Here is a 16,862-nt window from a genome sequence, read left to right as displayed (position 1 = left end):
ACAATCATGTCTAAATTACCAACAGTCGCCATCATCGGGCAGGCCAACGTCGGCAAAAGCTCACTATTTAATCGCTTGACGCGCTCTCGCACAGCCATCGTCGCCAGGGAAGCTGGCACGACACGCGACAATGTTGTTGGTAAAGTCTCATACAAACGACGCAACGTAGATTCTGCACCGTCAGATGACTATTCGCAATTTTGGCTCATCGACACAGCCGGACTGAAAACTGCCGAGGACGAATTTGAGGCGACCATTCAGGATCAAATCGCTGATGCTTCCGCCGCCGCTGACGTAATCCTCGTAACAGTTGACTCCACTGTTTATCCTTCTGACGCTGATCGACAACTGGCCAAAAAAGCTCTAAAAAGCGGCAAGCCAGTCATTCTAATCGCAAATAAAGCAGACTTAAAAGGCTCTCTTTCTATCGACGAATTCAAACGGCTCGGCATTAAAAACATCATAAAAACTTCCGCCGAACACAGCATTGGCATTTCGGAGCTTCTTGATAGCATTGCCGAGCTTATTCCGCCAGCCACCGAAACCGCGCCTGATGATATCATCCGCGTCGCACTAATCGGCCGTCCAAACGTCGGCAAAAGTAATCTATTCAATACCTTAGCGGGCAAGCAGCAAGCCATCGTCGCCAACGTCGCCGGCACCACTCGCGACGTAAACCGCGTTCAAGTTCGTTATCACGGTCAGACGATTGAACTGCTCGACACCGCTGGAATTCGCCGCCAAGGAAAGCAAGAAACGGGAATTGAAAAGTTCTCAGTTCTTCGCACAATGCAAGCCATCAACGAGGCCGACGTTTGTCTGCTTCTTATGGACGTCAATGAGCTTAACGTTCAATTGGATCAGCGCCTAGCTGGAATTATTGACGAGGCAGGCAAGGGGCTTGTCCTGGTCGTCAGCAAATGGGACTCCGTCGAAGGTAAGGACACCTACACGCACGATGAAATTGCATCACAAATCAGCTATAACTTCAAGTTCACGCCGTACGCACCATTGATATTCACCTCTTCCGTCACTGGGCAGAATGTCGCCAAATTGTTTGACCTAGCGCTTGATATCTATAAGCGTCGTCGCCAAGAATGTAAAACTCGCGCCTTAAACGACATTTTGCAGAAAGCCATCGCCGCGCATCCGCCAGCTGGTCTGAAAAATTCGCACCCGAAGCTGCGCTACATTGTCCAGACTGACGTTGCTCCGCCGTGGTTTGTTATATATGGCAGCAATCTGAAATTTGTCCACTGGAGCTATAAACGCTATTTGGAGCGAACTTTACGCGAGGCTTTCAATTTTGCGGGAACGCCAATTAAAATGTCTTTCCGCGACGAAAAGCAGTTAAAGGCTAATCGCGAACGCGTCGCCCGCGGTCTGGCGCCAGTCACAAAAGCCTACAAACAGGCCAAAAACGCCGAAAAACAGCTATAAAACCACATTTTTGACAAAATCCATTGACATTTTATTCTATTAGTGATATATATATTAGCTTTCACAATGTGTGTTAGCTTGCGTCAAATCGACGCACCGTTCTGCGGAGAGTTTATTTCTCCGCCCGACTCCAGAAGAGGAGTTATCATGGGAGAAGGATTTCTCAAAGCAATGATGATCATCGCGCTTGGGATGGTCGCTGGAGCTGGCCTCGCGGGAGGCCTCGCGGGAGGTCTTCTGGGAGGTATTGTCACGATGGGGACAGGGGCTCCTGTCTCTATCACTGCTCCGATTGGAGCAGTGATTGGAGCGGGGGCAGCCGGTACGCTAACGTACCGGCGCATCTGGTACGGAAACAACAAGAGGGATAACGATCCTCATGTTGACGGCCAGGCATAAGCCTGCTTGAAAATAGCTCGCTCGAAAATAGACTCAATTCGGTTAGAAATGCAGGTTTTGCGTTTCCTGGATTAAATCTAGTTTTCAGCTTGAGCACGTTTTCGAGCGGGCTATTTTCTTTTATAACGAATCTTAGCTGTATTCGCTCCATAGATGTGTATCTATGCTGATGAGTCGGAAACGACGAAAGCGAACTTTTATTCAAACATCACCAATTGCGCAGACAAAACTTCACGCGTAATTTCGTCCGCACGTTCACCAATTAGCACAATTTTTGCTGGCTCTTCCGCCGCAGAATTAGCTATTTGAATCTGATTTTCCGTCGCCTCCAAATGATGCCGCACGCCATTATCATCAATAAAACAGCCCTTCATTCGCCTGAGTTTATAAGCATCAAAAAGTTCCGGCCAAATTTTTTCCAGAGTCGCCACAGCAATTTTCATACCAGAAATATCCAGCACGGCATACGTCGGATTATCCGGCACGACCAACTCGCCGTCATACTTATCGAAAAACGTTAGTAGTCCCGACGGCGTGGTTAATTTACTTAGGTCAAACCGACCGCGTGGCGCGCTCAATATTTTTCCGTAAGGCAGAGAGCTCAGCTTGGATTCATACTGCAATCGCTCGTCGTCACTTAGCAAATCTTCTTTGGTCACTAAAATCATATCCGCCGCTTGCAACTCAATTTCATGCGCCGGCTCAATTCCGTGTAAAATCTCATGTGCATCAATAACATAAAAACTCTGCGCCAACTCGTACTTATTGAATATTTGTGCATTAATCAATTTCTCAACCAAATTCATCGTTCGCGCCACGCCAGTCGCTTCAATAAACACTGGGGCGGGGGAATTGCGACAAAAGTCAAGTAACATTCGCGTCAATGCATGCTTCGACGAACAACAGATACAATCGCCAGCCAAAGTCGTCACAATATCTGCCAGCTTTTCCAATCGATAACCGTCAACATTTTCATTAGCATATTCATTCTCAATCACTCGAGAACCCTTATAGTCACTTTGTTGCAATAAGAACTCAAGAACACTAGTTTTCCCAGCGCCCAACGAGCCGTTCACCAAATACAACGGAACTTTATCGATAATCGCTCGCCCATCATCAAACGGAGCATTAATGCTAAATTCTAAATCATCGTCGCGTTTTGCCACATGCTTATTATACGTCATTTTCACAAGGTGATATACTAAGTCTATGAAAGTCATCTTAGCATTGGGAAATCCAGGCGAAAAATACACAAACACAAGGCATAATGCTGGATTTTTGGCTATTGATAAATTTGCGTCAGAAAATAATGCAGTTTTTTGCAATAAGCCAAAATTTTCCGCCGATATTGCCGAGCTGAATATTTCTGGGGAAAAAATCCTGCTGGTTAAGCCAACTACTTTTTACAATGAGGTCGGAATTTCCGCCCGAGCAATCTTAGATTTTTACAAATTGACATTGGATGATTTACTAATTATTCACGACGACACGGCGCTGGATTTTGGTAAAATTCGAACCCGCAAAGGCGGACGAGACGCGGGCAGCAACGGATTAAAGTCCTTGCATTCTCACGTCGGATCAGATTTTTGGCATATTCGTATTGGCACAGATAATTTGCTCAGACGCCAAGTTGGTGACGTAGATTTTGTCCTAGGCAAATTCAATTCAGACGAGCAGAAAATTCTCCAAAGCTGGATATTACCCGAATCAATTAGCTTGGTCGAGAAGTTTATTAACGAAACTATCGAGCCATTCAGTATAAAATATTAAACCAGATTCTAGCGTCGTTTTCGCGGCACAATTTTTGACGCGCCGTTCTTCAATTGCTCTTCTGCTTGATGTAATTTTACAGCCGCAGCTTCTTGCAGATTGATCGATCGAGCTTCCAATATACTGCTGCCAACCGCCAAACTCACGAACAACAAGCCCAAGCCACCCGTCGCCCATTCCGGCAATTCCAAGTGGAATAATTTGGCAATCATCATCACGCCGAGCGCCATAATTGCCCAGTGAGCGCCATTTTCCAGATATTTATATTTGCTAAGCGCGCCTGTTCGCAATAAATATACAGTTAGTGATCGGACCCAAATCGCTCCAGCGCCCAGTCCAGCCACGATCAGTAGCACGCTGTTGGTGATGGCGAACGCACCAATCACACCGTCAAAGCTAAAGCTGGCATCCAGAATTTCCAAATATAACAAGCTAGCAAACGCCGCCCAACCAGTTTTAATCTTAACAGATTTCGCGTCATCTTCATGGAAAAATGACCCAAATAGTTCCAATCCGATATGCAACACAATTCCAAGAACCGCTGAAATCAACACCAAAGATTTATGCGGCGCCTCGACTGTAAAATACAAAACAGCCGCCACGCTAAGCATTATGCACACCTTAAAATTCTCAAATCGCCCAGCCTTCGCCAAAATCGGCTCAACGTGCCGCATCCAGTGAACACGCTTGTTATAATCGATGAAATAGCTAAGCCCAATCATAATCAAAAACGCACCACCGAACGCGTCAATCATCGGCGACGCCTCATGCAGGATTTTGCCGTATTCAACAGGTCTATGAAGCGCCAGATTGACAACATCCATAAATCCGTGGCCGCTCGCGATCATCACAATAGCAATTGGCAATATAAATCGAACGACAAACACCGCCACAAATATACCAGCCGTCAGGAAGACTTTCTGCCAGACTTGGCTCATTCCCGCCAAAACCTTGCTATTTATCACCGCGTTGTCGAAGCTAAACGTGACTTCCAAAACCACCAAAATAGTAAATAACCAAAGACCGCTAACGCCCATATGGCTAAAAATCAAACTGCCCAGACCTAAGGTCAATAGGACTGAAAACCAGAAAATCCGAAACGGATGATGTGAATGTAAAAGATGCTTCATATTGATTTAGTATAGCATAAGCATGGAGTATAATTTTATATATGGCACAAAAATCGCCAGATGGTCGCATAAAAAAGTTTTTATCAGCCAACAGCGAATTGATCGGTTGGGTGGTTTTTGGCGTCCTTATAATTTCTATTTATCAATTCAGCTCGCGATTCGGCGTTATGTTATTAAACGGAGAATTTGCAGAATGGTGCAATAAATTACTTCCGTCATTACAAGATTTCATCACACTGACACTAAGCATAATCGTCGAGGCGGTCCCATTCTTAATTTTAGGAATTATCATATCCGCGCTTATCAGGTACTTTTTATCATCAAAAGATGTCTTCAAAATGTTACCAAAAAACGCCTTTCTTCGACGAATTGTGCTCTCTATGATCGGGCTAATTTTACCAGTGTGCGAATGCGGCAACGTACCAATTGCACGCAGCTTAATAGCAAACGGATTAAAACCTGCCGACGTTATTAGTTTTCTTTTCGCCGCGCCAATCTTAAACCCGATAACCATAATTTCAACCATGACCGCCTTCAGTTTTGACACCCGAATGGTTTGGTGGCGAATTATCTTTGCGCTAATTATCGTACAAATAACCGCTTTTATCGTCAGCTTTTTTAAGGAAGATTCCGTCATTAATCCAGAGTTTGAAAAACTTTGCCACTCTCATAATCACGGTTCAAAATTATCAAACATATTCAGCTCATCACGTAATGAATTCTGGCAATTATTTACTATGTTAGCCTTAGGTGCTAGCATCGCAGCCGCCACGCAAATCTTCGTTCCGCGATTCATCATAAACGCTGTCGGTGGCGACATTTTCCTATCAGTCATATCCATGATCACGCTAAGTTTCGTCATTTCGATATGTTCCAGCATCGACGCGTTCTTCGCACTTGCTTATGTGCGAAATTTCACGACAGGCTCAATTTTATCTTTCTTGCTATTCGGACCGATGATAGACATTAAAATGATTACGTTGTTAAAAACAACTTTTCGCTGGAAATTTATTGCAACAATTACCTTAACTGTATTCGTCTTATCATTAATTGTCGGGCTGGGAGTTAATTTATATGTACGCTAATCTTACCAAATCAATTGGCGGAATTATCATTTGTGTATATATTTTGCTATTAGCTTGGCGTGACCAACTCGGCTTTTACATTCATCCACGCTATCACACATTCGCGGTCGTAATTAGCGTAATCGGCGTTATACTTTTGCTTATTGATATAATGTTGCAATTAAAAAATAAACCCGCAAAAGACAAATCTAGAATTGGCTTGAAAAAAATTGCCCCAATATCTTATTTTGCAATAATTATATTATCAGTCGGATACATATTACCGCCAAAGCCACTCTCTCCAAGCAGTCTCGCGCAAAAAGAAAGTCCTATGATTATTGAGCCAGAAAGTCGTTGCGAAACGCCTCAACCAAAGGAAGGCTCTTCTACAATCTCAATAAATCGCTGGAAAACCGCAATAAATTCCTGCAAAGAAACCGCTTATTTTAACGGCAAAGATATCACCATTACTGGCTTCGTTTCAAATGATCTGTTAAAAAACTACGGCTACAACTACTTCAATATTGCCAGATACGTTATAAGTTGCTGCACCGTTGATAGTGTACCTATGAAAATCCTGGTCGAGAAAAACTTTTCAACAGACTACCCAGACGGAACGTGGCTAATCGTCAAGGGTAAATTGTCGCAAAAAATCGTTAATAGCCAAGCCGAATACGTCATAACCGACGCGCATATCACAAAAATCAGCCAACCCAAATATCCTTATGAACTACTCGGACTGTAAGCCTATTGCACACTTGTTGCAATAAGTTATAAACTATTGATAGCACTATGCTAAATGAAATATTTGAACGTCACAATCTTCGCCTGACAAAACCACGCCAGCAAGTATTTGATATCCTACGAAATTCAGACGTACCTCTTACGGTCGGCGATATTGCGAAAAACTGCAAAAGCATTAACCGTGCCAGCATTTACCGCACACTGCTAATGTTCGATAATCTGAACATTATAAACACCATAACTATTGGCTGGAAGAACTATTACGAGTTAGCAGAACCTTTTATACCACATCATCACCACCTCTACTGCATAAATTGCCAAAATGCCGAACCCATACAATCACAAGAACTCGAAAAACTCATAGATCTCATCGGTAAAAAACATAATTTCATAGTCACAAAACACCACTTTGAGCTGGAAGGTATTTGCGAAAAGTGCCGATATATTATAGAAAATAAATAATTTTTCCCAACAAAAAAGCGCCAGGTAAGGGTGGGCATCACCTGACGCTTTTTTACCCTTCAACCCACCCGAGCTACCGTATCAGTGAAGCGTCGCGACTAAAACTCCAAAAGTCCGCGCCTGATGACTATCAATACAATTTTGTACTCACATTAACAGAGGTCGCCTTTGAAAAAGGGCAGTTAAAGGGGTTAGTATGCGCGTAACGTTGAACCGCAAAAAGTGGAGGGTAAGAATACTTAATGCCATTGCGCGCAACCTAACATATAGTTAGAATAGGGGGTATAAGGTGCGTTTGGTTAATAATTACTTAACCAATCGTCCTTGATTATAGCAAACATTTGACAAAGTGTCAATACTTTTTACCACATTTTTTATGGAAATCAATAGAATTACACCAGATGAGCATATTTTCTCCCAGAGATTAGTACATATTGCCAATTCACCAAAAAGCTTATGTTATATGGGAAAATTGCCAGAAACAAATGCGCCAGTCGTATCAATCGTCGGGTCCCGTAAGCCGTCTGCCTACGGAAAAGAAGTGACAGAGCGATTAGCAACAGATCTAGCAAAAGCCGGATGTGTAATCGTGAGTGGGCTGGCGCTAGGCGTGGACTGCATTGCCCAAAAAGCTGCGATTGAAGCTGGCGGAACGGTCGTGGCGGTCGTCCCAAACGAGCTTCCTGATATTTCACCGCGGACTAATTATCAACTAGCCATGAGCATCATAGAGCAGGGCGGCGCGGTCGTTTCAGAATGGATGAAGGGCGATAATAAAATAGTTAATCGTTGGAGTTTTTTGGAGCGCAATCGTTTGGTTAGTGGGCTGGCTGATGGGATTATTATCACCGAAGCCGCCGAGCGAAGCGGCACATTAAACACAGCCTCGCACGCACTAAATCAGGGAAGAGATTTGTTTGTAGTTCCCGGGAACATAACCAGCCCACTGTCGGCGGGTTGCAATACTTTATTAAAACAAGGGGCGTATTTGGTGACAGACGCCGACGACGTTTTGTCAATCATCGCGCCAGAAAAATTGCAAAAAGACAACGGTCAAGAATTAGCAGCCAGCGCAACAATTGAAGAAGCTATTATCATAAAACTCATCTCAGAAGGGCTTCGCGACGGCGACGAAATCCAACAAAAATCAGGATTATCCGCGTCAGACTTCGCTACGGCGTTAACCATGCTGGAAATCAACGGAGTGATTAAGCCTCTCGGGGCGAATAATTGGACGTTACGATAATATTGCTATTTTGACAAATTGATGTTATTATGCGGACTATGAAAAAATCCCGAGAAACATCTCCTACCGCCCGTAAAGTCGCCAAAGACGTTTTTACCATCCCTAATTTGATAAGCGTAACTGGCGCCGCTTTAGCGATACACGGATCTGAGGAAATCGATACACCCGAAGGGCTGGCGAAATGCGCGGTCGGGCGATTAGCTGACGTCTTGGACGGCAAAGTAGCACGTATGACAGGGCAGACCAGCAATTTTGGAGCAGCCTTAGATGCCACAACAGACAAAATAGTTATGGCAAAAATTCTCTATGAAATGTATAAAAAGGGGTTGGCTCCAAAGCATGTTCTTGGCATTGTTGCGCTACTAAACTCGATAAACGCTGGGGTTACAGGAATTACCAATTTACGTAGTGACAAGAAAGCTGAAACTCGACCGACCAAATCAGGAAAACTAGCCATGGCAGGAGAAACAGTTACTTTGATATCTTATATTGCCGCCCATGTTGCCGAGCAGGATAAAAATCCAAAACTCGCCAAACTTCTACGCAAACTAGGAGCTGGAGCATTCGCCGCCTCGCTTCCGTTCGCCGTACACGCAACACACACCTATATAAAGCGAGCAATTAACGGCGACGTGAAAAAAGAAAAACCAGAAGAGCCACGCCAAATAACAGATGTCAATCGCACCCTCGGATCAATGGCAATGCTCGGTCGCCTCAGTGGTCGCTCGTAATAATTCACTTTGCGGTTGTAGCCAGATAGTGATTTGTTATAATATAAAGTTATGAAAAATCTCGTTATCGTCGAGTCACCAGCCAAAGCTAAAACCATCGAGAAATATCTCGGCAAGGATTTTCACGTCCTGTCCAGCGTCGGACATATTCGCTCGATTGTTAAAAAGACGAAGGATGGAACGCCGCCGATTGACGTGGCTAACGATTTTTTCGCAATTTATGAAGTTGATCCTGAAAAAAAGAAAGTTATCACCGAGCTAAAGAGAAATGTCAAGGCAGTTGGCAAGGAAAATGTTTGGCTCGCAACCGATGAAGACCGCGAAGGAGAAGCTATTGCTTGGCACTTATGTAAGGTGTTGAATCTTCCTATTGAAACGACTAAGCGAATTGTTTTTCACGAGATCACCAAAGACGCCATAACCAACGCAATTAAGAATCCGCGAATCGTGGATATGAATTTGGTTCAGGCGCAACAAGCCCGACAAATCCTTGACCGACTAGTTGGTTTTGAGCTCAGTCCAGTCGTCTGGCAAAAAGTTCCTGGTGGAAAGTCAGCTGGTCGCGTTCAGAGCCCGGCGGTGCGATTACTAGTCGAGCGCGAACGAGAAATTATGAAGTTTGAGGGCAATTCTCAGTTCAAAGTTACTGCCATTTTTATTCACGACAATCAAGAATTCAAGGCCGAGCTTAATCAAAAATTCGATACAGAAGAAGCAGCGAATGAGTTCTTAAATAGTCTGAAACCCGCCGAATTTATTGTTAGTGATATCTCAAAAACTCCAGGAACGCACAATCCAGCGGCTCCATTTACTACGTCAACCTTACAGCAGGAAGCCAACTCTAAACTTGGCTTCAGCTCCAAAGCGACCATGGCTTCGGCGCAAAAATTATACCAAGATGGAAAAATCACTTATATGCGTACCGACTCGGTGAACTTGAGCGGTCAAGCCATCGCGGCGGCCACCGATTTTATCAAGCGTCTTTACGGTCCAGATTACTCAACGGTTCGCAAATTTAAGACCAAATCCGCATCCGCCCAAGAAGCCCACGAAGCCATTCGCCCGACAGACATCACTCTGGAAACCGCGTCTAATAATAGCTATGACCAAAAATTATACGACCTGATTCGACGCCGAACTTTAGCGTCGCAAATGTCGCCAGCGAAACTGGAAAAGACAACTATCACAATTGGCATCAAAGGCGATAATTTACCTAAGAGCAAAAAACCCGCTCAATTTGAAGCGAAGGGCGAAGTCATTACGTTTGACGGATTTTTGCGCGTTTACGGCGGCAATAAAGATGAGCTTCTACCGAAGTTACAGTCTGGTGATGGAGTCAACTCTCACGACATTACGGCTCGCCAAACATTTACACGACCGCCAGCTCGCTACACCGAAGGTTCGCTAGTCAAGAAACTGGAGGAGCTTGGAATCGGACGTCCATCCACATACGCCACAATTATTGACACTATCCAGACTCGCGGCTATGTTGAAAAGGGCGACAGCGAAGGTCAGCCGCGAGATGTAATCGTCCTGAACTATAACGGTGAGGAAGTTAGCCGAAGTATTGTCCAGGAAAAAACTGGCTCGACTCGCGGCAAGCTTATTCCAACGCCAAGCGGCGAGCTGATTGCCGATTTCCTGACGGACCATTTTACGCAAATTGTCGATTACGATTTTACCGCCAATGTTGAAACGGAATTTGATAAAATTGCCGGTGCTAATCTGGAAAAAAGCGCAATGTTGCACGGATTTTACACGCCTTTCCATAAATTGATCGAGCAATCTGGCGGGATCGACCGAAGTAAAGTCGGCGCTAATCGCGAAGTGGGAATTGACCCGAAGACGAATAAACCGATTATCGCAAGATTCGGTCGTTTCGGTCCAATGCTGCAACTTGGCGAAACTGACGGCGACGAAAAGCCTCGCTTTGCGCCGCTTCCAAAAGGCGCGAAGATTGAAACGGTAACCTTAGAGCAAGCACTGGAAATGTTCAAGTTGCCACGCATCGTCGGACAAACAAAGGACGGGCAAGATATTAAGGCGAATATTGGGCGATTTGGTCCGTATATTCAAGTCGGCAAACTGTTCGTTTCCATTAAGCCAGAAGATCCACACAGCATTACTTTAGAAAAAGCGCGCGAACTTTACGCCGCCAAATTAGAAGCTGAAGCCGCTAAGAATATCGCCGAGTTTCCAGATGGAATTAAGGTTCTCAATGGTCGATTCGGTCCATACATCACCAACGGCACCAAAAATGTCAAAATTCCTAAAGACACGGATCCGAAAACTATTACTCACGAAAAAGCTCTGGAGCTATTAAGCACCACAACAGCGAAGCCAACTCGCAAACGCGTAGTTAAAAAAGCCCCCAAAACATCCGCTAAAAAGAAATAGCGTTTTTATACTATCCAATAATTCCGGATAATAAAAACTCTTCATATAATCTATTGCAAAAAACGTAAAATAAATGCTATAATTTATATCAGCAATTATGGCATTTATCTATTGACTTTTGTCAAATGCAATTGTATAATTAAAAACATATTTTCAATCAATATAACCTGTGGTGAGGCAGAGAGGATGTTTCTAGTAGCATGAGCGAGATAGCAAAAACCGAGCAAAGCGCCAAATTAAATTCTGTCGTCGATACTATTATTTCTAAGATTCCGCAAGAGCGCGAGAAGGAAATTATTTCTCGACGATTTGGTTTGTACGACCGAAAAGAAACGTTAGAGTTAATTGGCGATATGTTCGGCATTACTCGCGAGCGCGTTCGTCAGCTAGAAAAAGCAATCTTAACGCGTCTACGTGCAGCTGTCGCCGAGGGAGAACTTCCTTCGGTTATTGCTATGGAAAAAGAAATTACTTCGAGTTTGTCTGAGATGGGACGAGTCGCACGCATGCAAGATTTGGCGTCGCACTTCCTCGGTAAAGAAGCTACTGCAATTGACCGCGCTCATGTGGCGTTCATTTCTGAGCTGGCAGAAAACATCACGATTGTTACAGAGAATGACGATTATTACCAAGCGGCAGCGATTGACACTCTCGGCAACGAAAAGCAAATTAGAGCACGAGTTGAAGAAGTTGTCAAAGCGATCAAAAAGCACGGTGAGCCTGTTACCGCGGAAGAATTGCACAAAAAATTGGACTATGAACATCCTTCAAACATTGCGGCCTTGGCTACCGTTAGCAAAAAATTGGCTAGCTTAAACGATCAGTGGGGACTAGCCAAATGGCCAGCCGTTAACCCAAAGAACATTCGCGATAAAATCTACGTCGTTCTGGACACCAACGGCTCGCCGATGCATTTTTCCGACATCGCCAAGGGAATTCGGGACAGCGAATTTAACCGCCGAAGCGTCACAACGCAGGCAATTCACAATGAACTTATTAAAGACAAGCGCTTTGTTCTAATTGGTCGCGGGATTTACGCACTTGCCAGTTGGGGCTACAGTCGCGGAACTGTAGCAGATATCATTACCGATATTTTGAAGAATTCCGAAACTCCGCTTCACCGCGACGAAATCGTTCGTCAAGTCCTCGACAAACGACAAGTCAAGGAAACTACTATTCTATTAAACCTTCAATCAAAGCCACAATTCAAACGCGTCGCTAAAGCCACGTACGTTTTTGAAGAAGCCGCTTAAGCTAAGTTGCAAACTTCTTTCAGAGGTGAGATAATTTACACATAATGCAGATTATTTCTTGGATCATCAGCACATTATTGCAATGGTACGTTTGGATGCCAATTGTGGCAGTTCTGATGTTTTTGACGTGGCGAAATTATCGGAAGATCGAAGATTTCACCCCAGTTGAGAGCGTGCTTTTAGTTCTGGAAATCCCACGCACTAACGATAAGCAAGAGCTTGCCGCCGAACAGTTATTCGCTTCACTACACGGAATTCTTCGCGACAATAAAGAGTTGCGATTATCTGGCGGACACCAAGAGCACATTAGCTTTGAAATCGCCTCAGTTAATGGGCAAATTCGCTTTTACGTTTGGGTGTCAAAGACCCTGCAGAGCTTTGTCGAAGGACAGATCTATTCTCAATACCCAACCGTTCAAATTCACCAAGCCGACGAAGATTACACTGAGCACGAGCGTGACCACGAAGTTGCTTACTCGACAGAATTGACATTAACCACAGATGAATTTCTCCCGATTCGCACCTTCCAAAACTTCGAGGTCGACCCGCTGGCAGGCATTACGGGCACGCTGGCGAAATTGGAAACCACCGGTGAAGAATTGTGGATTCAGGTGCTAGTCAGACCAATCCCAGATGACTGGCAAAACGCCGCTGATCGATACATAAATAGCATAAAAAACGGACGAATGTTCTCCTTGCCAGGATTCGGCGGCAGTATGCAGTGGCTAATCGGTGTACTTGGCGCACTTTGGCAACCACCAGAGCAGGGAGCAAATCAATCGACAGCCGTTGAGCTGTCAGACCGCGATAAAACTCGCATTTCTGAAGCAGAGAAAAAGGCGACCAAGCTCGGCTATGAAGTAAAAATTCGCTTGGTTTATATGGGCGAAAGTCAGACAAATGCTAAGCTTCGCATGCAGGCGCTCGTCGGCACATTTAAGCAGTTCAATTCAACCAATCTCAACGGATTCCACGCCGTCAAGGGTGCGTTTGGCAAAGAATTTATTGATAAATATCGCAAGCGTTCGTTCATTGGCGACGGTTTTATCTTAAATATAGAAGAATTGGCGTCAGTTTTTCACCTGCCACACACCAACGTTGAAACGCCAAATATAGTTTGGGCAAGCTCCAAAACCGCAGAACCGCCGTCCAAATTGCCAGTCTTAACCGGCGAAGACGTCAACGATGACCAAATTTCTGCCTTTGGCGTCACCAACTTCCGCGGCATCAGCCACCAATTCGGCATGTTACGCTATGACCGCTCACGCCACGTTTACATAATCGGGCAGACGGGCGCCGGAAAAAGTGGACTATTAGAGCTCTTCGCCTTAAGCGACATTTTCCATAATCAAGGATATGCCATCATCGACCCGCATGGCGACTTCGCAATCAACAACATGAAATTTATCCCCGGCAGCCGATTGAACGACGTGATCTATTTTAATCCAGCCGACACCGCGTATCCTCTGGGATTCAACCCGCTGGAAGTCACGAACCCGAACCAAAAAACCAACATCTCATCAGAAATCATCGGCGTTTTGAAGCGTATTTTCGGTGATTCGTGGGGGCCACGACTTGAGTATATTTTGCGGTATACAATCCTGGCTTTGCTGGACCGACCGGAAGCGACGATGCTCGACATTACTCGCATGCTAACAGATAAAGAATTCCGAAAAGAAACACTGACTTATTGCCGCGACACCGTGGTTTTGCAATTCTGGAATGTCGAATTTGCCAGCTGGAATGACAAGTTTGTCGCCGAGGCAATTGCGCCAGTCTTAAATAAAGTCGGGGCTTTCACTGCCAATCCGATCATCCGCAATATCATCGGGCAGCCGAAATCCACGTTCAATATTCGCCAGATTATGGACGAAGGAAAGATTCTAATTGTCAATCTGTCCAAGGGTCTAATTGGTGAAGATAATGCCGCCATACTCGGTTCGTTCTTGGTCACGAAAATTCAGCTTGCCGCCATGTCTCGAAGCGACATTCCTGACGTCCGCGACCGCCGCCCATTCTATCTTTACGTCGACGAGTTCCAGAACTTTGCCACCGATTCATTTGCAACTATTCTATCCGAGGCTCGAAAATATGGCCTTAACTTGACCGTTGCCAACCAGTACATTTCCCAAATGAGCGACACGGTTCGCGATGCAGTTTTCGGCAACGTCGGCACCATGATTTCCTTCCGAGTTTCTGCTGACGATGCGCCGATTCTTGCTAAGCAATTCGAGCCGAACTTTGAGTCAATCGACCTTCTACAGATGCACAATCGTAATTTCGTTGTCAATATGGTTATCGGTGGCGAGAAAACTCCTGCGTTTTCTGCTCGCACATTGGAACTTCCGCCAAGCCAAGCCGACAACACGCCGCACATTATTGAACATTCGCGTCGCATGTATTCGCGAAACAGGGAAGATGTTGAGAAGGAAATTGATGCCGCAATAAAGCCTGTTCGCAACCAAAAAAAGCAACCAGCCAAACCTCAACCGCAGCCTGCAAACAACGTTCCAGTGGTCAATAGCCAACTGGAAAAGCAGCAACCCGCAGCAAACGACGGCGAAGTTGTTTTGCAAATTCGCGGCAATGATAATGCACCTACAGAAACTGCAATTAGCACAGTTACACCACTAGATTCAGCCACACCAAAAAGACGACGCCGCCGACGAAAAAAGAGCGCTACTGCCGACTAAAAACTATTCGTATCGCCACTGACGCATATCGGAATTGTAAACGTCGGTGATTCGCGGAGAAACCAACGTGGAAGTTGGTCCGGACGGCACCAATACGGCGTTCTGTTTAGCCAGGAAGGTGAGAAGTTTCTGGTTTTGGTATCGCAGGTTTTTCGGCAATGGTTGACTAGCCACGACCTCAGCTTGCGGCGTAGACATTACAAAACCCCACTCGCCAAATGACGGCACATTGACCGAAAACGCCGTCACGTATCGCTCTGGATGAGATGATTTGACGGTATTTGCCACCATATAAAAAGCATGTGGAGAGAAAAATGAAGACGTCGCTTGCGTCACCATAACCCCACGCTCCGTTAAAATATTACCGATTTGACGATATAATTGTTCGGAATACAACTTGGCTAATTTTTCATTCGACGGATCCACCAGATCAATCAGCACGACATCATATTTATCTGAGGTAGAGAAGGCGAATTGGAAAGCGTCTTGATTGACAATAGAAACGCGCGGATCGTGCAGAGAGCGCTGATTTATATCAGTGAGAAGATGATTAGTTTTCGCCAGATTGGTCATTACCTCATCGATATCAACCAACGTAATATGCTCAACGCTGGGATATTTCAAAACGTCCCGAGCCAGCAAACCGTCGCCGCCGCCCATAATCAGCACGCGCTTCGGATTGGCGACTGAAGACAAAGCGGAAGTGGACAGCGTTTCGTGATAACGCGCTTCGTCAAGGCTGGAAAACTGCAGATTGCGATTCAAAAACAACCTCGTGTCATTCTTATATCTCGTCAGGACAATTTTCTGATATGGCGTCTGTTGCTGCCACATTACAGGATCTTTATACGTTCGTTTGTCAATTCCGTGCTCAATTTCCGTCGCATAAATAAAGAACCCCAGAAGTAACATTGTTGCAATAACGCTAATTGTCATAATAATTTTCGAAGCCTTCATTTGTTTAAGAATTAGAACCGCAACGCCAATATTCAAAGCCGCCACCAAATACGCGCTACGCATTAAGCCAAGATACGGAAGCATAACGAGCGGGAATAATAGCGACGCAATTAACGCCCCAAAATAATCGAGCGCTAAAATCTTACTAAACAATTTCACCGAAGACTTGCGCCCGAATTCCTGAAACATCTTCATTAAAAGCGGAATTTCCAGCCCGATACAAATACCAATTGCCAGACTTATGACGGCAAAAATTAGCCAATGCGAACGCGTAAAAACGAATCCTAAATACATCAGCATCACCGAATTTCCACCAATTAGCCCCAGAATAATTTCGTTCGTTGCGAAGCTGGTGGCTGGATGAAGCTTGATGTAATTGACCAGCAGTGAGCCAATTCCCATGCCAAACAGTGTCACGCCCGTCGCCAAGCTGAAACTCAAAATCGAATCGCCCACCAGATATGACGCAGCTGCGCCTAAAATCAGCTCGTAAATAATTCCGCCAATTGCTACCAAAATTGCCGCCGCAAATAGAGCAACTTGCTCCCGTTTTCTCGTACTTGATCGTGACATTAT

General features: G+C 44.9%; 14 protein-coding genes. 11 read left to right on the top strand and 3 right to left on the bottom strand.

Going from position 1 to position 16,862, the window contains the following annotated elements:
• The first annotated feature begins 6 nt into the window (after window positions 1-6).
• Together der and LRM46_RS02575 are read left to right on the top strand one after the other, a co-directional pair.
• Window positions 7-1,440: a ribosome biogenesis GTPase Der gene (der, locus tag LRM46_RS02580; RefSeq protein WP_243812908.1), complete on the top strand. Its 1,434-nt coding sequence runs from the start codon at window positions 7-9 to the stop codon at window positions 1,438-1,440.
• A 147-nt stretch (window positions 1,441-1,587) separates the two neighbouring features.
• Window positions 1,588-1,839 carry a hypothetical protein gene (locus LRM46_RS02575; RefSeq protein WP_129632815.1) on the top strand — a complete coding sequence of 84 codons (252 nt, stop codon included), beginning with the start codon at window positions 1,588-1,590 and terminating at the stop codon, window positions 1,837-1,839.
• Between the two features lie 197 nt (window positions 1,840-2,036).
• On the opposite strand, the gene LRM46_RS02570 is transcribed toward LRM46_RS02575, so the two are convergent.
• Window positions 2,037-3,005 (bottom strand): GTP-binding protein, encoded by a 969-nt coding sequence (locus LRM46_RS02570; protein ID WP_243812907.1) that lies wholly within the window; start codon window positions 3,003-3,005, stop codon window positions 2,037-2,039.
• A gap of 43 nt (window positions 3,006-3,048) precedes the next feature.
• Here LRM46_RS02570 and pth point away from each other — a divergent pair, with 43 nt between their 5' ends.
• Window positions 3,049-3,609, top strand: coding sequence for an aminoacyl-tRNA hydrolase (gene pth, locus LRM46_RS02565; RefSeq protein WP_243812906.1), 561 nt, complete (start codon window positions 3,049-3,051; stop codon window positions 3,607-3,609).
• A gap of 8 nt (window positions 3,610-3,617) precedes the next feature.
• On the opposite strand, the gene LRM46_RS02560 is transcribed toward pth, so the two are convergent.
• Window positions 3,618-4,739, bottom strand: a complete 1,122-nt coding sequence (locus LRM46_RS02560) for a DUF475 domain-containing protein (RefSeq protein WP_243812905.1) — start codon at window positions 4,737-4,739, stop codon at window positions 3,618-3,620.
• Between the two features lie 41 nt (window positions 4,740-4,780).
• Between LRM46_RS02560 and LRM46_RS02555 the strand changes: the two genes are divergently transcribed.
• From LRM46_RS02555 to LRM46_RS02520, 8 genes are all read left to right on the top strand, one after another.
• Window positions 4,781-5,824, top strand: coding sequence for a permease (locus LRM46_RS02555; RefSeq protein WP_243812904.1), 1,044 nt, complete (start codon window positions 4,781-4,783; stop codon window positions 5,822-5,824).
• Entirely contained in the window at window positions 5,814-6,548 is a 735-nt protein-coding gene (locus LRM46_RS02550) for a TIGR03943 family putative permease subunit (protein WP_243812903.1), read from the top strand. Before LRM46_RS02555 ends, LRM46_RS02550 begins: the two co-directional genes overlap by 11 nt.
• Before the next feature lie 47 nt (window positions 6,549-6,595).
• Window positions 6,596-7,009, top strand: coding sequence for a Fur family transcriptional regulator (locus LRM46_RS02545; protein WP_243812902.1), 414 nt, complete (start codon window positions 6,596-6,598; stop codon window positions 7,007-7,009).
• A 376-nt stretch (window positions 7,010-7,385) separates the two neighbouring features.
• A complete protein-coding gene (gene dprA, locus LRM46_RS02540) occupies window positions 7,386-8,255 on the top strand; it encodes a DNA-processing protein DprA (protein ID WP_243812901.1) in 870 nt (289 codons plus the stop codon).
• Between the two features lie 38 nt (window positions 8,256-8,293).
• The gene (locus tag LRM46_RS02535; RefSeq protein ID WP_243812900.1) at window positions 8,294-8,986 is read left to right on the top strand and encodes a CDP-alcohol phosphatidyltransferase family protein; all 693 of its coding nucleotides are present in this window, start codon (window positions 8,294-8,296) and stop codon (window positions 8,984-8,986) included.
• A gap of 51 nt (window positions 8,987-9,037) precedes the next feature.
• Window positions 9,038-11,383, top strand: coding sequence for a type I DNA topoisomerase (topA, locus tag LRM46_RS02530; protein WP_243812899.1), 2,346 nt, complete (start codon window positions 9,038-9,040; stop codon window positions 11,381-11,383).
• 200 nt (window positions 11,384-11,583) lie between these two features.
• Window positions 11,584-12,636, top strand: coding sequence for a sigma factor-like helix-turn-helix DNA-binding protein (locus LRM46_RS02525; protein ID WP_243812898.1), 1,053 nt, complete (start codon window positions 11,584-11,586; stop codon window positions 12,634-12,636).
• Between the two features lie 44 nt (window positions 12,637-12,680).
• Complete coding sequence (locus tag LRM46_RS02520; RefSeq protein ID WP_243812897.1) at window positions 12,681-15,329, top strand: type IV secretory system conjugative DNA transfer family protein; 2,649 nt, start codon at window positions 12,681-12,683, stop codon at window positions 15,327-15,329.
• A 3-nt stretch (window positions 15,330-15,332) separates the two neighbouring features.
• On the opposite strand, the gene LRM46_RS02515 is transcribed toward LRM46_RS02520, so the two are convergent.
• Entirely contained in the window at window positions 15,333-16,859 is a 1,527-nt protein-coding gene (locus LRM46_RS02515) for a polyamine aminopropyltransferase (RefSeq protein WP_243812896.1), read from the bottom strand.
• Between the last annotated feature and the right edge of the window lie 3 nt (window positions 16,860-16,862).

The sequence above is a fragment of the Candidatus Nanosynbacter sp. HMT-352 genome (assembly GCF_022819345.1).
Lineage (GTDB): Bacteria > Patescibacteriota > Saccharimonadia > Saccharimonadales > Saccharimonadaceae > Nanosynbacter.
This window is presented reverse-complemented; position numbering and strand designations above follow the sequence as displayed.

What these genes read in the sequence shown, in the direction of transcription:
- der (WP_243812908.1), top strand. Translation starts at nt 7, where the DNA reads ATGTCTAAATTACCAACAGTCGCCATCATCGGGCAGGCCAACGTCGGC.
- LRM46_RS02575 (WP_129632815.1), top strand. Translation starts at nt 1,588, where the DNA reads ATGGGAGAAGGATTTCTCAAAGCAATGATGATCATCGCGCTTGGGATG.
- pth (WP_243812906.1), top strand. Translation starts at nt 3,049, where the DNA reads ATGAAAGTCATCTTAGCATTGGGAAATCCAGGCGAAAAATACACAAAC.
- LRM46_RS02560 (WP_243812905.1), bottom strand. Translation starts at nt 4,739, where the DNA reads ATGAAGCATCTTTTACATTCACATCATCCGTTTCGGATTTTCTGGTTT.
- LRM46_RS02555 (WP_243812904.1), top strand. Translation starts at nt 4,781, where the DNA reads ATGGCACAAAAATCGCCAGATGGTCGCATAAAAAAGTTTTTATCAGCC.
- LRM46_RS02550 (WP_243812903.1), top strand. Translation starts at nt 5,814, where the DNA reads ATGTACGCTAATCTTACCAAATCAATTGGCGGAATTATCATTTGTGTA.
- LRM46_RS02545 (WP_243812902.1), top strand. Translation starts at nt 6,596, where the DNA reads ATGCTAAATGAAATATTTGAACGTCACAATCTTCGCCTGACAAAACCA.
- dprA (WP_243812901.1), top strand. Translation starts at nt 7,386, where the DNA reads ATGGAAATCAATAGAATTACACCAGATGAGCATATTTTCTCCCAGAGA.
- LRM46_RS02535 (WP_243812900.1), top strand. Translation starts at nt 8,294, where the DNA reads ATGAAAAAATCCCGAGAAACATCTCCTACCGCCCGTAAAGTCGCCAAA.
- topA (WP_243812899.1), top strand. Translation starts at nt 9,038, where the DNA reads ATGAAAAATCTCGTTATCGTCGAGTCACCAGCCAAAGCTAAAACCATC.
- LRM46_RS02525 (WP_243812898.1), top strand. Translation starts at nt 11,584, where the DNA reads ATGAGCGAGATAGCAAAAACCGAGCAAAGCGCCAAATTAAATTCTGTC.
- LRM46_RS02520 (WP_243812897.1), top strand. Translation starts at nt 12,681, where the DNA reads ATGCAGATTATTTCTTGGATCATCAGCACATTATTGCAATGGTACGTT.
- LRM46_RS02515 (WP_243812896.1), bottom strand. Translation starts at nt 16,859, where the DNA reads ATGTCACGATCAAGTACGAGAAAACGGGAGCAAGTTGCTCTATTTGCG.